The sequence below is a fragment of the Streptomyces sp. NPDC090499 genome, from assembly GCF_044769305.1.
In the GTDB taxonomy this organism is placed as follows: Bacteria; Actinomycetota; Actinomycetes; order Streptomycetales; family Streptomycetaceae; genus Streptomyces.
In genome coordinates, this window is record NZ_JBIVXP010000013.1 from 215,407 (window position 1) to 234,118 (window position 18,712).

The window sequence follows — 18,712 nt, forward strand, 5'->3', positions numbered from 1 at the left end:
TGGACCATCCCCGTCCGATCACCCCCGGGCCGTCGGCTCGGGGGTGATCAGGCGCTCCCGGTAGGCGATCGCCACCGCCTCCGTACGGCTCGCCGCGCCCAGCTTGGCGAGGATGTTGGAGACGTGCACGCTCGCGGTCTTGCCGCTGATGAACAGCTCCTCGCCGATCTGCCGGTTGCTGCGGCCCAGCGCCAGCAGCCGCAGCACGTCCTGCTCGCGAGCGGTCAGCGGCGAGACCGGCGTGTCCGCCGGCGCCGACCGGCGCAGCAGCGCGTCGGCGCGCGCCAGCAGCGGCCCGGCCGCGAGCGCCGCCGCCGTCTCCCGGGCCGCCCGTGCCTGCTCCGCGGCCTCCGCATGCCGCCCGACGCCCGCCAGGGCCTCGGCGTACCGCAGCCGCACCCGGGCCGCCTCGTACACATCGCCGTACGCGAACGCGGCCACCGCCTGCTCCCAGGCCGCCACGTCCGGCCCGGACACGGCTCGGGCCCACTCCGCCTCGGCCCGCGCCAGCCAGGCCTGCCCCTCCGGACCCTGCCCCGCGGCCGTCGCCCGAGCCAGTTCCAGCAGTTCACCGGCGACCTGGGCCCAGCGGTCCGCGCTCCCGTCGCCGCGCCGTTCGGCCGCCGCCCGGTCCGGGAGCGCCCCCAGCGCGAGCGCGGCGAGCCGGACCGTCACGTGCGGCGCCCGCCCCAATGCGTCGGAGAGCACCGCGACCGCGTCCCGCGCCCGGGTCACGGCCTCCTCCGGATCACCCCGCAGCGCGGCCGCGTCCGTCAGCACGATTCCCCCGACGAACGTGCCCATCCAGTCGAACGGCTCCCCGAGCAGCGCCGTTGCCCGCTCCACGACATCCGGTTCGCCCCGGGCCAGCGCTATGTACAGGACGGCCGCCTCGGCGAAGCCGGGCGCCGGATCCGCGCGGGCCACCCGCACACACTCGTCCCACTGCCCCAGCGTGAACAGGACCAGCAGCCGCAGGTACCGCATCTCCAGCGCGTACGGCGAGGACAGCAGCCCCGACCGCCGGGCCCGGTCGAGCCCCTCGGTGATCCACGGCAGGCACTCGCGCAGCTCACCCGACTCGAAGCAGCTGATGGCCAGGCTGAACAGCGCCCGGATCTCCACCGGCGTGTCCCCGGCCGACCTGGCCAGCTCCCGCGCCTCCCGGAGCCGCTCCCGCCCCTGCGGGCCGCGGCGCCCGCCGCCCTCCAGCCGGGCCAGGGAGATCAGCAGGTCGGCCCGGGCGGCGGTTGCACCGATCCGCTCGGCGACCTCCAGGGCCTGCCGCGCGACCCGCAACGCGGTCGCGTCGTCCCCGACCTGCCGGGCCGCCATCACATGCGTGGCCGCGGCCCACACCCAGGTCCTGGAGGGCGGTTCGGCGGGGATCATCGCCAGCGCCTCGCTGCTGTAGGCGAACGCGGCGGTGAGGTTGTCGACGGTGATGAGGTTCCCGGCGAGCGTGTAGCGCACCCGGGCGGCGAGTTCGGGATCCGCGTCCTGGCCGGCGCCGGCCAGTGCGGCCCGGGTCAGCGACACGGCCCGGTGCGCGTCCCCGGAGTGCGCGGCCGCCGCCGAAGCCCGCAGCGTCAGACTCACCGGGTCCAGCCCCTCGCCTGCGGGCCGCGCCTCGCACGGCACGGCCGGCCACAGGTCCAGGGCCGCCTCCAGATGCCGCAGCTCCTCCGCCGGGGCACCCATCCGCCGGGCGTGACCGGCGGCTTCCACGGACGCGGCCAGCGCCTCGGGCAGATCGTGACTCTCCCGGTAGTGGTGTGCCCGCTCGGCGGCCGTCGCCGCCCCGCCCCCGCGTGCGGCGAGCAGCCTGGCATACGTGCCGTGCAGCCGCGCCCGCTGCCCGGGCAGCAGATCGCCGTAGACGGCCTCGCGCGCCAGGGCGTGCCGGAAGGCGTACGTGTCCCCGTCCCCGGCGACGAGCAACTGCCGTCCCACCGCCTCCCGCAGGGCGGCCTCCAGCTCCTCCTCCGGAAGCCCGGCCGCGTCCAGCAGCAGATCGTGCCCGACCCGGCGCCCGGCCACCGCGGCCGTCCGCAGCACCTGCTGGGCCGTCTCCGACAACTGCTCGACCCGGATCAGCAGCAGATCGGCGAGCCCGGTCGGCATCCCGTCCGCGTCGGCGGCGGCCACCAGCTCCTCGGTGTAGAAGGCGTTGCCCTCGGCCCGCTCCACGATGTCGCGCACCGTCGCCTCGGACAGCGGCCGGTCCTCCAGCGCCCGCACCAGCCGCGCCACCTCGCCGTCCGCCAGCCGCCGCACCTCCAGCCGCTCCACCCCGGGCAGCCGCACCAGCTCGGCGAGCAGCGGTCGCAGCGGATGCCGCCGATGGAGATCGTCGGCACGGTAGGAGGCCAGCACCGCGAGCCGCCGCGGGAGCACACCCCGGCTCAGCAGAAACCGCAGCAGGTCCCGGGAGGACTGGTCGGCCCAGTGCAGATCCTCCAGGATCAGCAGCAGCGGCGCGGCGGCCGCCAGCTCGGCGAACAGCCCGGCGACGCCCTCGAAGAGCCGCAGCCGCGCATCCGCGTCGCGGGAGGAGTCCGACCCGGCCCCGAGCAGCCGCTCCACGACAGGATGCGCGGCGAGCACCCCACCGAAGCGCTCGTCACCCGCCAGCACCCCGAGAATCTCGGTGAACGGCAGATACGGCAGCCCCACGGCCCCGAGATCGACACAGTGCCCGGTGACGACACGGGCCCCGCCTCCGGCCGCCCGAGCCGCCACCTCATCGAGCAGCCGCGTCTTGCCGACCCCCGCGTCCCCGGAGACCAGCACGGCCTGCCCACGCCCGTCGCGGGCTCGCTCAAGCACTTCGCCGAGGCGAAGCAGTTCCTCGTCCCGCCCGATCAGAGGGCTACCGAAAGATCTCTGCGACACACCCTCATCCTGACAAAGGCCCGGCGGAGAGACCAGGGGCGCTGGGGGTACCCCCGGCCGAAGGCCGGGGGAGGAACTGCGCGACCGGCCACGACGAACCCGCAGCCGCCGTCACCACAGCACCCCCACCCCCCTGGGCGCTCAGCCCCGCAGCACCCGCGCCCAGTCCTCCGGGACCCGCTCCGCCGGCCCCGGCACGGACTGCTCCGCAGGATGACTCACCGGCGGCGCCAACTCCGGCCCGGCCTCGAACAATTCCTCCGACTCGTAGTTCCAGAACCAGCCCTCGCCCGGCTCGTAACTACGGATCACCGGATGCCCGGACTCGTGGAAGTGCGCCGTCGCATGCTTCGCGGGCGAGTCGTCGCAGCACCCGATGTGCCCGCACTGGGCGCACCGCCGCAGATGGAACCACCAACCCCCCGCCGCGTCGCACTCCACGCACCCGGCGCCGCTCGGCGGAACGTCCGGGGCTATCGCGGTGTCGCCACTCATACTGCCTCCACAGGTGTCTCGGATTCCTCGGGCGCCTCGGCGGTCAGCGGGAGCAGCACCTGGAACCGGGTGTCGCCGGGCTCCGACTCCACCCGCATGCTGCCGTGATGCTTGTTCACGACGATCCGCCAGGAGATGTCCAGACCGAGCCCCGTGCCCTGCCCCACGGGCTTGGTCGTGAAGAAGGGGTCGAAGATCCGGTTCTTGATCTCCGGCGCGATCCCGGTCCCGGTGTCCCGGAACTCGACCAGCAGCTGTTCGTGGTCGAGCGCGGTCCGCACGGTCAGCGTGCCGTGTCCGCCGCCCGCGCCGCCGCCGTCCCTCATCGCGCAGACCGCGTTGTCGATGAGGTTGGTCCACACCTGGTTGAGCTCGGCGGGGTAGGCGGGAACCGGCGGGACCGTACGGTCGTACTCCTTGACCACCCGGATGTCCTGCCCGATCTTCGCGGACAGCATCAGCAGGGTGCTGTCGAGGAGTTCGTGCACGTCCACCTCCCGGTACGGCGCCCGGTCCAGCTGGCTGTACTGCTTGGCCGCGTCGACGAGGTTCGAGATCCGGGTGGTCGAGTCCTCGATCTCGTTCATCAACAGCTCGGTCTCGATGGTGTAGTTGAGCCAGCCGATCGAGTTCGGCAGGATCTCCTCGTCCACGGCCACCGCGACCTGGTCCAGCCAGTCGACGTCGAGACCGGCCTGTACGAAGGTCGGCGCGATCTGCCAGGCGTTGTCGCAGCCGTGGTCCTCCAGCCAGTCGGTGAGCGTGTCCTCGCGGTCGGAGGCCTCCAGCGGACTGAGCGCCGGCGCCTTGGCGACGCGCTCGGCGGTGCGCTCCTGGATCTCGATCAGCCCGGCCAGCTGCTCCCGCGAGAAGGGACTCCCGGCGATGATCGCGAGCTTGTGCCGCATCTTCGCCACCCGCTCGCGCAGCGTCGACGTGGCCCGCACGGCCGCCGCGGCCGGGTTGTTGAGCTCGTGGGTGAGCCCGGCGGACAACGAGCCGAGCGCCAGCAGCCGTTCGCGCTGCCCGATCGCCGCCTGGGTGTTCTTCGAACCGAAGAACAGGCCCTCCAGGAGGTGCACGGCCATCGGGAACCACTCGCGCATGATGTCCGCGAACGTGTCGGCCGGCAGCACGAAGAACCGGGTCGGCTCGGTCACCCGCATCGAGTTGTTGTACGCCTGCCGCACCCGGTCCCCGAGGTAGGCCTGCATGGCGCCCGCGTACACGCCGGACTGCGAGGTCCGGGTGACCTCGACGTCGTCCCCGCCGACCTGCCGGGAGAGCACCACCGTGCCCTCGACCATCACGTAGAAGCAGGTGGCCGGATCACCCTCGGTGTAGACCGGGCCCGGCTGGAACAGCTCCACCCGGCCCGCCGCGCACAGCCGCCCGAGCTGCTCCGGCTCCAGCTTCTCGAACAGGAACAGCGCGCCGATCTCCTTCGGGCTGCACGGCATCAGCTGCCCGCTCATGACTGCTCCAGGTACCGGTGGACGAGCATCACTGCCATGGCTCCTTCTCCGACGGCGGACGCGACACGCTTGGCGGACTCGGCGCGTGCGTCGCCCGCCACGAACACGCCGGGAATGCTGGTCTCCAGGTGGTACGGCGGCCGGTCCAGCTCCCAGCCGGCCGGTGGCCGTCCGTCGACGGTCAGGTCCGGCCCGGCCAGGATGAACCCGCGTTCGTCCCGCAGCACCGTGTCACCGAGCCAGCCGGTGAGCGGTGCCGCCCCGATGAAGACGAACATCCACTGGGCGTCGACCTGTTCCCGGTCCCCGCTCTGCACATGGCGCAGGGTGAGCTGCTCCAGCCGCTCGACGCCGTGCGCGGCGTCCACCACGGTATGACTGCGCACGGCGATGTTCGGGGCCTCGTTGATCTGCTGGATCAGGTAGTACGACATCGACGCCGACAGGTCGGCCCCGCGGACCAGCAGGGTCACCGACTTCGCGAACCGGGACAGGTACATCGCCGCCTGGCCGGCCGAGTTGGCGCCGCCGACGATGTACACGTCCTGGCCCTGGCAGGAGGTCGCCTCGGTGAGCGCGGAGCCGTAGAACACCCCGCAGCCGGTCAGGTCGATGCAGCCCTCGGCCTCCAGCTGCCGGTACTGCACCCCGGTCGCCAGGATCACGCTGTGCGCCGCGACCGCCGAGCCGTCCGCGAACCGCACCACCCGGGCGGCGCCGTTGATCTCCAGCCCCGTGACCTCGCGGGCGGTCAGGATCTCCGCGCCGAACTTGGTGGCCTGCCGCCGGGCCCGGCCGGTGAGCTGGGCCCCCGACACGCCGTCGGGGAAGCCCAGGTAGTTCTCGATCCGCGAGCTCTGCCCGGCCTGCCCGCCGGTCGCCGACCGCTCCACGAGCACGGTCCGCAGCCCCTCCGACGCCCCGTACACGGCCGAGCCGAGCCCGGCCGGGCCGCCGCCGATCACCACCAGGTCGTAGAAGTCCGCCGTCGGGGTCGTCGCCAGGCCCACGCGCGCGGCCAGCTCGGGTGCCTCCGGCTCCACCAGGGGCGTGCCGTCCGGTGTGATCACCAGCGGCAGCCGCGTCCCGTCGGCATCCGCCGCGGCCAGCAGCCGCTGCCCCTCCGGCTCCTCCACCGAGTACCAGCGGTACGGCACCTGGTTGCGCGCCAGGAACTCCCGCACGTCCGAGGAGCGCGCCGACCACCGGTGCCCGACGACCTTGGTGGCCGGCACCGGCTTGTAGTCGCTGGCCCGCCAGGCGTCCAGCAGGTCGTCGAGGACCGGGTAGAGCTTCTCCTCCGGGGGATCCCAGGGCTTGAGCAGGTAGTGGTCCAGATCCACGACGTTGATCGCGTCGATCGCCGCGTTGGTGTCCGCGTACGCGGTCAGCAGCACCCGCCGCGCGCCCGGGTACACGTCCAGGGCCTGCTCCAGGAACTCGATGCCGTTCATCTGCGGCATCCGGTAGTCGGCCAGGATCACCGCCACCAGGTCACCGCGCAGCTTCAGCTCCCGCAGCGCGTCCAGCGCCGAATCCCCGGACTCGGCGCGCACGATGCGGTACGAGGCACCGTAACGGCGCCGCAGGTCCCGGGCGACGGCACGGGAGACCCCCGGGTCGTCGTCCACGGTCATGATGACGGTCCGTGCTGCGTCGGCAGCCTGTGCCATACGTCTCCCACCCCGAGCCGTTGGTTCCACGGGACGGCGGAACCCTCCCTGAGGAGCGCGACCGCCGCACCGGTTCCCGCCCATCGTATGTTCGATCGTCGGCCTTCGCTCTTGTACGACGGTGTACAGCGGGCACCCGCCGGTGCGGAAGACTGATCACGCGGAAGCGGAACGACGAGGAGGCCTGCGCATGACACGCCCGATCACGGCAGGGGTCGACGGTACGGAGGAGAGCCTCGCCGCTCTCGACTGGGCGGCCCGGGAGGCGGTGCGCCGGGGGCTGCCGCTGCGGGTGGTGCACGCCTGGCGGTACGAGGAGCACGAGGCGCTCGGTGGTGACCGGGAGGCCCAGCTGGGGTGGGTGTCCGACGCGGTCGCCGAGTCGGTGCGGACCGTCACCGGGCGGTGTCCGGAGCTCGCGGTGCGCGTCGACGTGGTGGAGGGCGGCCCGGTCGAGGTGCTCACCGACGCGGCGGCCGGGGCCGAACTGCTGGCGCTGGGTTCGCGCGGGCACGGCCGGGTCGTCGGGTTCCTGCTGGGCTCCGTCGGACAGCAGGTGATCGCCGGGGCGGCACGCCCGGTCGTCCTGGTGCGCGCCGGTGACCGGCCCGCCGCCGAGGCCGCCGGACGGGAGGTCGTCGTGGGCCAGCAGGGCGGCCCGCAGGACAGCGCGGCCGCGCTGGAGTTCGCGTTCGAGACGGCGGCGGCCCGCGGCGCGACGGTCCGGGCCGTGCGGGCCTGGACCCTGCCGCCGGTCTTCGCCTACAGCCCCGGCTCGCTGAAACTGCTGGACGAGTCCGGAGGCATGGAGCCCTACGAGCAGAAGGCGCTGTCCGAGGCCCTGCGGCCGCTGCGCGAGCGGTTCCCGGACGTGCCGGTCGCCGAGCAGGTGGAGATGGGCAGCGCCGGGCAGGTGCTGCTCTCGGTGGCCGGACGCGCCCAGCTGATGGTCGTCGGGCGGCGCGCCCACCGCACCGCGGCCGGCGCCCGCGTCGGCTCGGTCGCGCACGGCGTGCTGCACCACGCCGACTGCCCGGTGGCCGTCGTCCCGCACGACTGACCAGAGGTCCGGCCCGGCGGGGTCACTCCGGGGTGACCGGCTCCAGGGTCTCCCGCGCCTTGGGCAGCACGTTCTCGATGTAGTCCTCGACCGCGTTGTCCAGGCCTATGTCGTGCTGCGCCCGCTCGGACAGGTACCAGCGGTGTTCGAGCAGCTCGTGGTAGATCTCCGCCGGGTCCATCGAGCCGCGCAGTTCGAGGGGCACGGCCCGCACGGTGGGGCGGAAGACGTCCCGCACCCACCGGTGGGCCAGCACCTCGGGGCGGGCGGCGAGGGGGTCGCCGGGGGCGTAGTCGTCCTGGGTGGCCATCCAGCTCTCCAGGTCGTTCAGCAGCCGCCGCGCCTGGTTCTCCTCGGCGTCCAGGCCGGTCAGCCGCAGCAGCTGGCGCTGGTGGTGGCCGGCGTCGACGACCTTCGGCACGAAGGTGACCGTGTCGCCGTTGGAGGAGTGCTGGATCTGCATCTCCGCGACGTCGAAACCGAGGTCGTTGAGGCGCCGGATCCGGCGCTCGATGTAGTGGTACTTGCCCGCCGGGTACACCGAGGTCCGGGTCAGCTCCTCCCACAGCTCGCCGTACCGGGTGCAGATCTCGAACCCGAACTCGATCGGGTCCAGGGAGGGATGCAGTGCCCCCGAGGCCTCCAGGTCGAGCAGCTCCCCGCTGATGTTCACCCGGGCCAGGTCGAGGTCGTACTCCCGCTGCCCGTTGCTCAGCTGCGTGTGCAGGTCGCCGGTCTCGGCGTCCACCAGGTACGCCGCGTAGGCGCCCGCGTCCCGTCGGAACAGGGTGTTGGACAGCGAGCAGTCGCCCCACGCGAACCCGGCCAGGTGCAGGCGGACCAGCAGCACCGCCAGGGCGTCCATGAGGCGGTGCATGGTGGCCGGGCGCATGGTCGTCTCGAACATCGAGCGGTACGGCATCGAGCCGCCCAGGTGCCGGGTGACCAGCACCGACTCCAGGGGTTCGCCCTCGGTGTCGGTGCGGCCGGTGATCACCGCGAGCGGGTCGACCGCGGGGATGGCGAGCCGGTCCAGGTCGCGCAGCAGCTCGTACTCGCGCAGCGCCGGGCGCTCCGCCAGCTCCTTCACCGCGATGACCTCGCTGCCGGCCCGCGCGTAGCGCACCACGTGCCGCGAGATGCCGCGGGGGAGTGGCACGAGGTAGTCCTCGGGCCACTCCTCCAGCGGGACGTCCCAGGGGAGTTCGAGCAGGAGCGCGGGGTGCTCCGGATTGGTGGCGTTGATCTGCAAGGCCATGGGACGAACCTTAAGGCCGGCAGGTTACGAGGCCAGCTCCCGGGCCCGGTCGGCAGCGGCCCGCACCGAACCCCGGTGCAGGGGGCCGTGTCCCGGCAGCAGGGCGTCGCCGTCGAGGGCGCCGATCAGGTCCAGCGAGGCGACGGCCCGGGCCCGCTCGTGGTGGAACATGTCGGGCAGCAGCTGCGGGCCCTGGATCCGCGCGGTGCGGTGGCCGCTGACCAGGGCGTCCCCGGAGATCACCAGACCGGCCTCGGGCAGGTGGTAGACGGTGTGTCCGTCGGTGTGGCCGGGAGTGTGCACCGGGACCGGGCGGCCCGGCAGGTCGAGGGGGCCGTCGGCGACCGGGAACGCCTCGGGGGCCTTGACCGGATGCTGCTCGGTGCCGCCGACCCGCAGCACGTGCACCAGCCACGGCACCACACCCGGCCGCCAGGCGTTCTTCACCACCTTGCCCACCGACACCTGCTGGAGGAGGTCCGCCGGGCGTGCGGGACTTCGGCCTCGTGGAGATAGACCGGCGTGCCGTGGGTGTCGCGCAGGTACTCGGCCGAGCCGAGGTGGTCGTTGTGCGCGTGCGTGATCAGCACGGCCGCGACCGCCTCCGGAGAACTGCCCACCTCCGCGAGGGAGTCGAGCAGCCCCTGCCGGTCCCCTGGGTAGCCGGTGTCCACCAGTGTGACGGCGTCCCCGTCCTTGAGGATCACCCAGTTGGTGTGCTGGCCGTGCACCAGATAGGCGCCCTTGCCGACTTCGTGTACCTCTGCCCGCATGATCACTCCGGCTTGCGCGTTCGTGCCGATCGAAACGGAGGACAGCCAACCACATGCGGCGGGCGGCCCGTTGCCGAGGCCCTTGTCACCGTACGCCCTGTGGCCGGAACTGGATGCTGATCCGCGGCCCGGCGGCCCGTGCCGTCTTCGGTACGCAGTGCTCCCAGGTCCGCTGGCAGGAGCCGCCCATCACGATCAGGTCGCCGTGGCCGAGCGGGCGGCGGACCGAGGGGCCGCCGCGCAGCGGGCGCAGCAGCAGATCGCGGGGCGCGCCCACGGAGAGGATCGCGACCATGGTGTCCTCCCGCGCGCCCCGGCCGATCCGGTCGCCGTGCCAGGCCACGCTGTCCCGGCCGTCCCGGTAGTAGCAGAGCCCGGAGGTGGTGAACGGCTCGCCCAGCTCCTCGGCGTAGTGCCGGGTGAGCGCCGCGCGGGCCTCGGTGAGGACGGGGTGGGGGAGCGGGTCGCCGGCGCCGTAGAAGGCGAGCAGGCGCGGTACGTCGACGACGCTGTCGTACATCTGCCGGCGCTCGGCGTGCCAGGGGACGTCCGCCGCCAGCTCCTCGAACAGCGCGTCGGCGCCGCTCAGCCAGCCGGGCAGCACGTCGATCCAGGCGCCGGAACCCAGCGTGGTGCGGCCGATGCCGTCGAGGGTGCCGAGCCGCAGTTCGTCGGTCTGGTCGAACAGGGAACCCTGGAGGTGCGTGGCCATGAGCCAAGCGTACTCCGTAATCGAAAATCTGTTCCTATTTGATCTCCGGCGGGTCGGCGACACCGATGTGCGGTCGGCCTCTTTCGATACACCGATGTATTCGATACATTCGCGTATCGAACGGAGGTCGGCACATGACGGTGGACGGCGGCGCGCACCGGCGCGTGACCCGGCGGCGGGTGCAGACCCGTGCCCGGCTGCTCGACGCCGCGTTCACCGTGTTCGCCGCCAAGGGGTTCGGCCGCGTCTCCATCGAGGAGGTCTGCGAGGCCGCCGGGTTCAGCCGGGGCGCCTTCTACTCCAACTTCGCCACCCTCGACGAGCTGTTCTTCGCCCTGTACCGGGAGCGCGCCGACCTCATCGCCCAGCAGGTCGCCGACGCGCTGGCCGGTGACGGCCCCGACCTGGACGTACCGGCCTCCGTGGACCGGGTCACCGAAGTGCTGCTCCTCGACGTGGACTGGCTGCTGGTGAAGACCGACTTCCTGGTGCACGCCGCCCGGGACCCGGCCGTCGCCGGGCTCCTCCTCGACCACCGCGCCCGGCTCCGCGAGGCCGTCGCCGACCGGCTGCTGCGGGCCCGCGGCCACACCCCCATCCCCGCCGTGCTCGGCGAGGTCGAGGGCGCGGCCCACGCCGTGGTCGCCGCCTACGACGGGGTCACCGTCCAGCTGCTGCTCGACAAGGACGTGGACCGGGCGCGTGCCTGGCTCAAGCAACTGCTCACCGCGCTGCTGACCGACGGCAGCACCCGACTCGGATAAGACCCCCGCTAAGACCCCCGCACAACACCCGGACAACACTCGGATCAGAAAGGCGTCGCCATGGACGCGGACGTCATCGTCGTCGGAGCCGGCCTGGCCGGCCTGGTCGCGGCGCACGAACTCACCAGCAGGGGCAGGCGCGTCGCCCTGGTCGACCAGGAGAACGCCGCCAACCTCGGCGGCCAGGCGTTCTGGTCCTTCGGCGGGCTCTTCCTCGTCGACTCGCCCGAACAGCGCCGCCTCGGCATCAAGGACTCCCTCGACCTGGCCTGGAACGACTGGCGGGGCAGCGCCCAGTTCGACCGCGAGGACGACGAGGACTCCTGGGCGGTGCGCTGGGCGCGCGCCTACGTCGAGTTCGCGGCCGGGGAGAAGCGGCCCTGGCTGCAGAGCCACGGCATCTCCCTGCTGCCGACCGTCGGCTGGGCCGAGCGCGGCGACCTGCGCGCCCACGGCCACGGCAACTCCGTGCCCCGCTTCCACGTGGCCTGGGGCACCGGCACCGGCGTGGTCGAGCCCTTCGTCCGGTACGCCAAGCAGGCCGCCCGCGACGGACTGCTCACCTTCCACCACCGCCACCAGGTCGACGAACTCGTCATCGAGGACGGCGAGGCACGCGGGGTGCGCGGCACGGTCCTCGCCCCCGACGACTCGGCGCGCGGCGTCGCCTCCAACCGCGACCGCATCGGTGACTTCGAACTCACCGCCCAGGCCGTCGTCGTCACCACCGGCGGCATCGGCGCCAACCACGACATCGTCCGCCGCTACTGGCCCGAACGCCTCGGCACACCCCCCGCCGAGATGGTCACCGGCGTCCCCGCCTACGTGGACGGCCGGATGCTCGACATCAGCGCCGGGGCCGGCGTCCGCCTGGTCAACCGCGACCGCATGTGGCACTACACCGAGGGCATCCAGAACTGGAACCCGGTCTGGCCCGGCCACGGCATCCGCATCCTGCCCGGCCCGTCCTCCATCTGGCTCGACGCCCTCGGCCGCCGCCTGCCCGACCCCTGCCTGCCCGGCTACGACACCCTCAGCACCCTCAAGCACCTGCGCACCACCGAGGACATCGCCGGGTACGACCACTCCTGGTTCGTCCTCACCCGCAAGATCGTCGAGAAGGAGTTCGCGCTCTCCGGTTCCGAGCAGAACCCCGACATCACCGCCAAGGACCGCAAGGCCGTGCTGCGCGACCGGCTGCTCGGCAAGGGCGCGCCGGGCCCCGTGCAGGCCTTCCTGGACCACGGCGCGGACTTCGTGACCGCGGGCTCCCTGGAGCAGCTGGTCGAGAAGATGAACGGCCTCACCGACAAGGCGCTCCTGGACGCGGCCGAGGTGCGCCGCCAGATCGTCGCCCGCGACCTGCAGATCGGCAATTCCTACAGCAAGGACTCCCAGGTCCAGGGCATCCACAACGCCCGCCGCTACATCGGTGACCGCCTCGGCCGGGTCGCCGCCCCGCACCGCATCCTCGACCCGGCCGCCGGACCGCTCATCGGCGTCAAGCTGCACGTCCTCACCCGCAAGACCCTCGGCGGCATCCAGACCGACCTGGACTCCCGCGCCCTCGGCGCCGACGGGCAGCCGATCGGCGGGCTCTACGCGGCCGGCGAGGTGGCCGGCTTCGGCGGCGGCGGCGTGCACGGCTACAACGCGCTGGAGGGCACGTTCCTCGGCGGCTGCCTGTTCTCGGGCCGGGCGGCGGGGCGCGCGGCGGCCAAGCAGACCGCGTGAACGCTGCGCCGGCCGGGCCGCGCTGCGCTGCGGGCGCCGTCTTCGTCTGCGGCGCCGTCGTGGCTGGTCGCGCAGTTCCTCCCGCAGCCTTCGGGCGCGGGGCCGGACTTCGGCTGACTGGCTCAGGTGGTGAGGAGCCGCGCCAGTACCGTGGCGTGGCTCTCGTCGGGGGTCTTGGACGCGGTGAGCAGGGTCACCGGTCCTTTACGGGTCGACTCCCGCAGGCCATCGAGGAGTTCGGCGGCCTCGGGGGCGGCCAGCTCCGCCTCGTAGCGGCCCACGAACTCCTCGTACGACCCGCCCGCGTGGAACCAGCGGCGCAGCTCGTCCGACGGGGTCAGCCCCTTCGGCCACTCGTCCACGTGCGCGACCTCCTTGGACAGCCCGCGCGGCCAGAGCCGGTCCACCAGGACGCGCACCCCGTCCGCCGGCTCGGGCGGCTCGTAGATCCTGCGGACGCGCACGCTCACGATCGATCGGCCTCCCGGCTCGCTGACGGTGCCGCGAGCGTATGCAGCATCCCCGCCCACGAGCTGCCGACGCGGCGCAGCTTGACCAGAATGAGGGGGAAACGCGGACGCCCGCACGCCTAGTCTGTGGGCCATTGATCATCGGCCACCCCCCCAAGGAGTCCATGTGCAGGGCGCAAGCAGACGTACCGCAGTCCTCCGCCGTGAGGCCGTCCTCGGCACCGTCCCGGTCGCCGTCGCGGCCCTGCTCGCCGCCGCCGGAACGGCCTCGGCGAGCACGATCGGCGCGGCGGGCGCGGGCGACCCCTACTTCCCGCTCAGCGGCAACGGCGGCTACCACGTCAGCCACTACGACCTGACGCTCCGCTACGACACCTCCTCCCGGCACCTCGACGGCAAGGCGGTCCTCACCGCCCGCGCCACCGAGAAGCTGACCCGCTTCGACCTCGACCTCAGCGGCCTGAAGGTCACCCGGGTGACCGTCGACGGCCGGAGCGCGCATTTCAGCCGCAGCGGACAGGAACTCGTCGTCACGCCCTCGCGGGCACTGGCGAAGGGCCGCGACTTCCGGGTCACCGTGGCGTACAACGGCACGCCCAAGCAGGTCACCGACCCCGACGGCTCGGCCGACGGCTGGATCCGCACCGACGACGGCGCGTTCGTCGCCGGCGAGCCGCAGGGCGCGATGACCTGGTTCCCGGCCAACAGCCACCCCAGGGACAAGTCGTCGTACGACTTCACGATCACCGTCCCCAAGGGGCGGACCGCCGTCGCCAACGGCGTCCTGGTCGCCCAGCACACGTCCGGGAACAGCACGACCTTCCGGTGGCGGCAGGCCGAGCCGATGGCCGCCTATCTCGCGACCGCCACCGTCGGCAAGTTCAGGGTGCAGCAGTACACCACCCGGGACGGGATCAAGGTGTACAACGCGGTCGACCCGCGCGAGGCGAGCGGGTCGGCGGCCGTGCTGAAGAAGCTGCCGTCGGTCCTGGAGTGGGAGAGCAAGCTGTTCGGGCCGTACCCGTTCCGGTCCGCCGGGTCGATAGTCGACCACGCGCCGGACGTCGGGTACGCGCTGGAGACGCAGGGCCGGCCGATCTACGACTCGGCGCCGGACCTGAGCACGCTCGTGCACGAGAACGCCCACCAGTGGTTCGGCGACTCCGTCTCCCTCACCGCCTGGAAGGACATCTGGCTCAACGAGGGCTTCGCCACGTACGCCGAGTGGCTGTACAGCGAGCAGCACGGGGGCGACAGCGCGCAGAAGTCCTTCGACGCGCTGTACGCGAAGCCGGCGGGCGACGAGCTGTGGGAGTACCCGCCGGGGGATCCGGGCAGCGGGAAGAACATCTTCGGTGAGCCGGTGTACGCGCGGGGCGCGATGGCCCTGCACGAGCTGCGGAAGGCGGTCGGGGATCCGGTGTTCTTCCGGATTCTGCGGGCGTGGGCCTCGGAGCACCGGTACGGGCACGGGACCACCGCGGAGTTCGTGAAGCTGGCGGAGGCGCAGTCGGGGAAGGACCTCGGTTCGCTGTTCCAGACGTGGTTGTACAAGAAGGGCAAGCCGTAGCGGGGGTTCGGCTGCGGGCCGGTGGTGGTTGCTCGCGCAGTTCCTCCCCCAGCCTTCGGCCGGGGGTACCCCCAGCGCCCCTGAAGGGGCGCGCTGTTGCTGACGGGCGCTGAAAGCTGACGAGTTTCTTACATTCGTCGGTCAGGGTCGGTCGCATGATCCATCGCAGAACTGCTGTTGCCCTTTTCGTCGCCTCCCCCCTCCTGCTCTCCGGATGCGGGGGAGGCGCCGAGGCCGCGCCGAGTCGGTCGGGGGACGACCGGCCGGTGCGGGTGACGGCTTCCCCCACACCTGACGAGAGCAGCAGCCCGCGGCCGAGCGGCATACCCGGGCTCGGGCCGAGGACGACCGCCGCGATACCCGGGCGGGCGGAGCAGCTCGTCGTCGCCCGCGGGCGGGGCAGGAACTCACCCGTGTCCTCCGTCGTCCTGTACGAACGGGACGACGACGTCTGGCAGGCCGGTGCCGTTTGGCCCGCGCACAACGGCAGGGACGGCTGGAGCGAGCACCACATGGCCGGGGACCTGCGTTCGCCCGTCGGTGTGTACGGACTCACCGACGCCGGGGGCCTGCTCGCCGATCCGGGGAGCAGGCTGCCGTACCACCACTCCTACGGGTTCACCTCGCCCGGCACCGGGTTCGAGGGCGAGCCGCTGGAAGGTTCCTTCGACTACGTGGTCGCCATCAACTACAACCGCGAACCGGGCACGTCACCGCTCGACTGGACCCGGCCGATGGGTGCGAAGCGGGGCGGCGGTGTCTGGCTGCACGTCGACCACGGCGGCCCCACGCACGCCTGTGTCAGTGTCGCCAAGGCGCACATGAAGGAGTTGCTGCGCGCCCTCGACCCGGCACGGCATCCGGCGGTCGTCATGGGACACGCCGACTGGCTCGCACAGTAGACGGTTAGGGTTCGAACTTGTGTGTGCGCATGTGCTGGTCGCCGAGGACGACGAGATGCAGGCCGAGCTGATCCGGAGATCGCTGCTCGCCGAGGGGCACAGCGCGACCGTGGTCCACGACGGGGCCGCCGCGCTGGACGCGGCCCGGCGGCTCGGTCCCGACCTGGTCGTCCTCGACCTGATGCTCCCGGTGATCGACGGCTTCGGCGTCTGCCGGGTGCTGCGCGGCGGCGACCCGGAGATCCCGGTGCTGATGCTCACGGCCCGCTCCGACGAGGACGACGTGCTGCTCGGCCTGGAACTGGGCGCCGACGACTACATGACCAAGCCGTACAGCCCGCGCGAGCTGATGGCCCGGATCCGGACGATCCTGCGGCGCAGCGGGCGGGCCGCCCCGGTCCGGGAGGAGGAGCCCGCCGTGACCGCCGCCGGGATCAGCGTCGATCCCGTGCGGCACGCGGTGCGCTGCGACGGCGAGCCGGTGGAGGTGACCCCGGCCGAGTTCCAGATCCTGCTCGCCATGGCGGGGGAGCCCGACCGGGTCTTCACCCGGCGGCAGCTGCTGCAGTGCACCCGGGGCTTCGACCGGTCCTCCACCGAACGGGCCGTCGACGTCCACGTGATGAACCTGCGCCGGAAGATCGAGGCCGATCCCCGGCGGCCGGTGCGGCTGGTGACCGTGTTCGGCGTCGGCTACAAGCTCAGCGGCGGGCGGCCGTGAAGCCGCGGATACCGTGGCGCAAACGGCTGCTGGTCCGGCTGCTGTTCACCTCGGTGCTGATCGCCGTCTGCTCCGTGGCCGCCACCGCCTGGCTCGCCGTGACGACCACCACCAGCGCGCTGGAGGAGGAGCAGGGGCAGGACCTCGCCGCCGACAACAAGATCCTCGCCGAGCTCAGCGGGTACGCGGCGGACCACTCCGACTGGGCCGGGGTCCAGGGCACCGTGCGGGAACTGGCGGCCAGGACCGGCCGCCGGATCGCGCTGACCACCGCCGACCGCACACTGATCGCCGACTCGGCGTCCCACGACACCCCGCTGCCCCCTCGGCCCGCGGCCGCCGTGGACCCCCTGCACACCGACACCTACACCGAGTTCGGCGCCCAGCTCAGCGGCATCGACCCGCGCGCGGTCGGCCCGTTCCGGCTCACCGCGCCCGAACGCAGGAAGATGGACCTGGTCGCGGAGAAGCAGAAGTCCTGCTTCGACCGGTTCAGCGCCGGCACCAGCGTCCAGCACACCCCGAGCGGGCGGCCCTACCTCGTCGTCGAGGACGGCACGGACACCTCCTACTACTACAAGTACGGCTGCGGCGACCCCGTCATGACCGGGGCCACCGGCCGGAACTCGGCGCTCGACTTCCCGACCTCCACCGAGACGAAGGCGCTCACCGAGCTGACGTCCCTGGCCCGCCCCTGCCTCCGGGCCAAGGACATGGACCTGGGCGGCAAGCTCTTCCTCACCTACGACACCACCGGGCGCAACCCGGTCTCCGGCGGATTTCTCCTCACCGAGAAGAAGGGCGTCAGACGGTCGGCGGACCAGATCGCGAAGAACTGTGTCCTCAACGCCCGGCGCACCCAGCTCGAACCGTACGTCGCCCCGGCCGCCGAACTCTTCCTCGGCATCGGCGACCAGACCGCACCCCGCTTCGACATGTCCCGCGCCAACAAGACGAAGATCGTCGGCGCGGCCGGTCTGGTCCTCGCCGTCACGGTCGCCGTCACCGCCGTGGTCGCCATGCGCCTGGTACGGCCGCTGCGCGCGCTGACCGCCGCGGCGCAGCAGCCGCCCGAACTGCACGTGCGGGCGCCGGTGCGCACCCGGGACGAGACCGGGCTGCTGGCCGAGGCGTTCAACGACCTCACCGAGCGCCGGGAGCGTCTGGAGGAGCAGCGCAAGGCGATGGTCAGCGACATCGCCCACGAACTGCGCAGCCCCCTCACCAACATCCGCGGCTGGCTGGAGGTCACCCGGGACGGCCTCGTCGACCCCGACCCGGCGCTGCTGGGCTCCCTGCACGAGGAGGCGCTGGTCCTGCAGCGGATCATCGACGACCTCCAGGACCTGGCCGCCGCCGACGCCGGCACCCTGCGCGTGCACCGTGAACCGGTGCGCGCCGGCGACCTGGTCGACCAGACCGCCGCCGCCCACCGCGTCGCCGCCGACGCGGCCGGGGTCACCCTGCTGACCGACACCGACGGCAGCGCCTGGCTCGACGCCGACCCGGTGCGGATGCGGCAGGCCCTCGGCAACCTGGTCTCCAACGCCATCCGGCACACCCCCGCCGACGGCACGGTGACCGTGTCCGCCCGCCGGGCCGGCGACGACGTCGTCCTCACCGTCACCGACACCGGTCCGGGCATCGCCGCCGACGATCTCCCGCACGTCTTCGAGCGGTTCTGGCGCGCGGAGAAGTCCCGCAGCCGCCGTACCGGGGGCAGCGGCCTCGGCCTGCCGATCGTGCGCCACCTGCTCGCGGCCCACGACGGCACCGCCGAGGTGCGCAGCGAACCCGGCAAGGGCGCCGAGTTCACCCTGCGGCTGCCGGCCGCACCGGCCCCGGCCGACGTCAGCTGAACCGGCGCTCCGCCCGCTGCCGGCGCCGGGTCAGCAGCCGGCGTTCCGCCTCGGTGGTTCCGCCCCAGACGCCGACGGCCTGCCCGGTCTCCATTGCCCAGCGCAGGCAGGGGTCCTGCACCGGACAGCGCTCGCACACCGCCTTCGCGCGCCGTGTCTGGTGCAGCGACGGGCCGGTGGTACCGATCGGGAAGAAGAGGTCCGGGTCCTCGTTGCGGCACTCGGCGTGGTCTCGCCAGTCGTCCATCGAAGTCACCTGCGATCCAAGTCGACTCTGCCGTGTCGTATGCGCGTTGCTCGGATCCGGGTCACCGGTCCGGGCGCGGCTGAAACGGCCGAGTCCCCCAGGAT

15 protein-coding genes and 1 pseudogene are annotated in these 18,712 nt (G+C 72.7%); 7 read left to right on the forward strand and 9 right to left on the reverse strand.

Translation table 11 applies throughout. From position 1 onward, the window contains the following. Positions 1 to 18: 18 nt before the first annotated feature. The 4 genes from ACIQVL_RS36920 to ACIQVL_RS36935 all read right to left on the reverse strand — a co-directional run bounded on the left by ACIQVL_RS36920 (position 19) and on the right by ACIQVL_RS36935 (position 6,538). Complete coding sequence (locus tag ACIQVL_RS36920) at positions 19 to 2,895, reverse strand: AAA family ATPase (protein ID WP_403477517.1); 2,877 nt, start codon at positions 2,893 to 2,895, stop codon at positions 19 to 21. Between the two features lie 141 nt (positions 2,896 to 3,036). Further along, positions 3,037 to 3,390 (reverse strand): UBP-type zinc finger domain-containing protein, encoded by a 354-nt coding sequence (locus ACIQVL_RS36925; protein ID WP_403437604.1) that lies wholly within the window; start codon positions 3,388 to 3,390, stop codon positions 3,037 to 3,039. After that, on the reverse strand, positions 3,387 to 4,865 hold the full coding sequence (locus ACIQVL_RS36930) for an ATP-binding protein (protein ID WP_403477518.1): 1,479 nt from the start codon (positions 4,863 to 4,865) through the stop codon (positions 3,387 to 3,389). The genes ACIQVL_RS36925 and ACIQVL_RS36930 overlap by 4 nt, the downstream gene beginning before the upstream one ends. After that, on the reverse strand, positions 4,862 to 6,538 hold the full coding sequence (locus ACIQVL_RS36935) for an FAD-dependent oxidoreductase (protein WP_403437606.1): 1,677 nt from the start codon (positions 6,536 to 6,538) through the stop codon (positions 4,862 to 4,864). The genes ACIQVL_RS36930 and ACIQVL_RS36935 overlap by 4 nt, the downstream gene beginning before the upstream one ends. 190 nt (positions 6,539 to 6,728) lie before the next feature. On the opposite strand from ACIQVL_RS36935, the gene ACIQVL_RS36940 reads away from it, so the two are divergent. Further along, on the forward strand, positions 6,729 to 7,598 hold the full coding sequence (locus tag ACIQVL_RS36940; RefSeq protein WP_403477519.1) for a universal stress protein: 870 nt from the start codon (positions 6,729 to 6,731) through the stop codon (positions 7,596 to 7,598). A 22-nt stretch (positions 7,599 to 7,620) separates the two neighbouring features. Here ACIQVL_RS36940 and ACIQVL_RS36945 read toward each other — a convergent pair whose 3' ends face one another. From ACIQVL_RS36945 to ACIQVL_RS36955, 3 genes and pseudogenes are all read right to left on the reverse strand, one after another. Beyond that, a complete protein-coding gene (locus ACIQVL_RS36945) occupies positions 7,621 to 8,856 on the reverse strand; it encodes a DUF4032 domain-containing protein (protein ID WP_403437609.1) in 1,236 nt (411 codons plus the stop codon). A gap of 24 nt (positions 8,857 to 8,880) precedes the next feature. Continuing rightward, positions 8,881 to 9,629 (reverse strand): annotated as a pseudogene (locus tag ACIQVL_RS36950) (MBL fold metallo-hydrolase). Between the two features lie 85 nt (positions 9,630 to 9,714). After that, entirely contained in the window at positions 9,715 to 10,341 is a 627-nt protein-coding gene (locus ACIQVL_RS36955; protein ID WP_403477520.1) for an alpha-ketoglutarate-dependent dioxygenase AlkB, read from the reverse strand. A 134-nt stretch (positions 10,342 to 10,475) separates the two neighbouring features. On the opposite strand from ACIQVL_RS36955, the gene ACIQVL_RS36960 reads away from it, so the two are divergent. Together ACIQVL_RS36960 and ACIQVL_RS36965 are read left to right on the forward strand one after the other, a co-directional pair. Then, a complete protein-coding gene (locus ACIQVL_RS36960) occupies positions 10,476 to 11,105 on the forward strand; it encodes a TetR/AcrR family transcriptional regulator (RefSeq protein ID WP_403437612.1) in 630 nt (209 codons plus the stop codon). A 60-nt stretch (positions 11,106 to 11,165) separates the two neighbouring features. Next, positions 11,166 to 12,839, forward strand: a complete 1,674-nt coding sequence (locus ACIQVL_RS36965; RefSeq protein WP_403437613.1) for an FAD-binding dehydrogenase — start codon at positions 11,166 to 11,168, stop codon at positions 12,837 to 12,839. 122 nt (positions 12,840 to 12,961) lie between these two features. Here ACIQVL_RS36965 and ACIQVL_RS36970 read toward each other — a convergent pair whose 3' ends face one another. Beyond that, complete coding sequence (locus ACIQVL_RS36970) at positions 12,962 to 13,309, reverse strand: DUF488 domain-containing protein (RefSeq protein ID WP_403437614.1); 348 nt, start codon at positions 13,307 to 13,309, stop codon at positions 12,962 to 12,964. Positions 13,310 to 13,475: 166 nt separating this feature from the next. Here ACIQVL_RS36970 and ACIQVL_RS36975 point away from each other — a divergent pair, with 166 nt between their 5' ends. The 4 genes from ACIQVL_RS36975 to ACIQVL_RS36990 all read left to right on the forward strand — a co-directional run bounded on the left by ACIQVL_RS36975 (position 13,476) and on the right by ACIQVL_RS36990 (position 18,361). Beyond that, the gene (locus ACIQVL_RS36975; RefSeq protein ID WP_403437615.1) at positions 13,476 to 14,879 is read left to right on the forward strand and encodes a M1 family metallopeptidase; all 1,404 of its coding nucleotides are present in this window, start codon (positions 13,476 to 13,478) and stop codon (positions 14,877 to 14,879) included. A gap of 155 nt (positions 14,880 to 15,034) precedes the next feature. Continuing rightward, positions 15,035 to 15,781: a hypothetical protein gene (locus ACIQVL_RS36980; protein WP_403477521.1), complete on the forward strand. Its 747-nt coding sequence runs from the start codon at positions 15,035 to 15,037 to the stop codon at positions 15,779 to 15,781. Positions 15,782 to 15,800: 19 nt separating this feature from the next. Further along, positions 15,801 to 16,502: a response regulator transcription factor gene (locus tag ACIQVL_RS36985; protein WP_294002460.1), complete on the forward strand. Its 702-nt coding sequence runs from the start codon at positions 15,801 to 15,803 to the stop codon at positions 16,500 to 16,502. Next, positions 16,499 to 18,361 (forward strand): ATP-binding protein, encoded by a 1,863-nt coding sequence (locus tag ACIQVL_RS36990; protein WP_403477522.1) that lies wholly within the window; start codon positions 16,499 to 16,501, stop codon positions 18,359 to 18,361. The genes ACIQVL_RS36985 and ACIQVL_RS36990 overlap by 4 nt, the downstream gene beginning before the upstream one ends. On the opposite strand, the gene ACIQVL_RS36995 is transcribed toward ACIQVL_RS36990, so the two are convergent. Next, positions 18,354 to 18,608, reverse strand: coding sequence for a WhiB family transcriptional regulator (locus ACIQVL_RS36995; RefSeq protein WP_403437618.1), 255 nt, complete (start codon positions 18,606 to 18,608; stop codon positions 18,354 to 18,356). The two genes, ACIQVL_RS36990 and ACIQVL_RS36995, sit on opposite strands and share 8 nt — an antisense overlap. Positions 18,609 to 18,712: the final 104 nt, after the last annotated feature.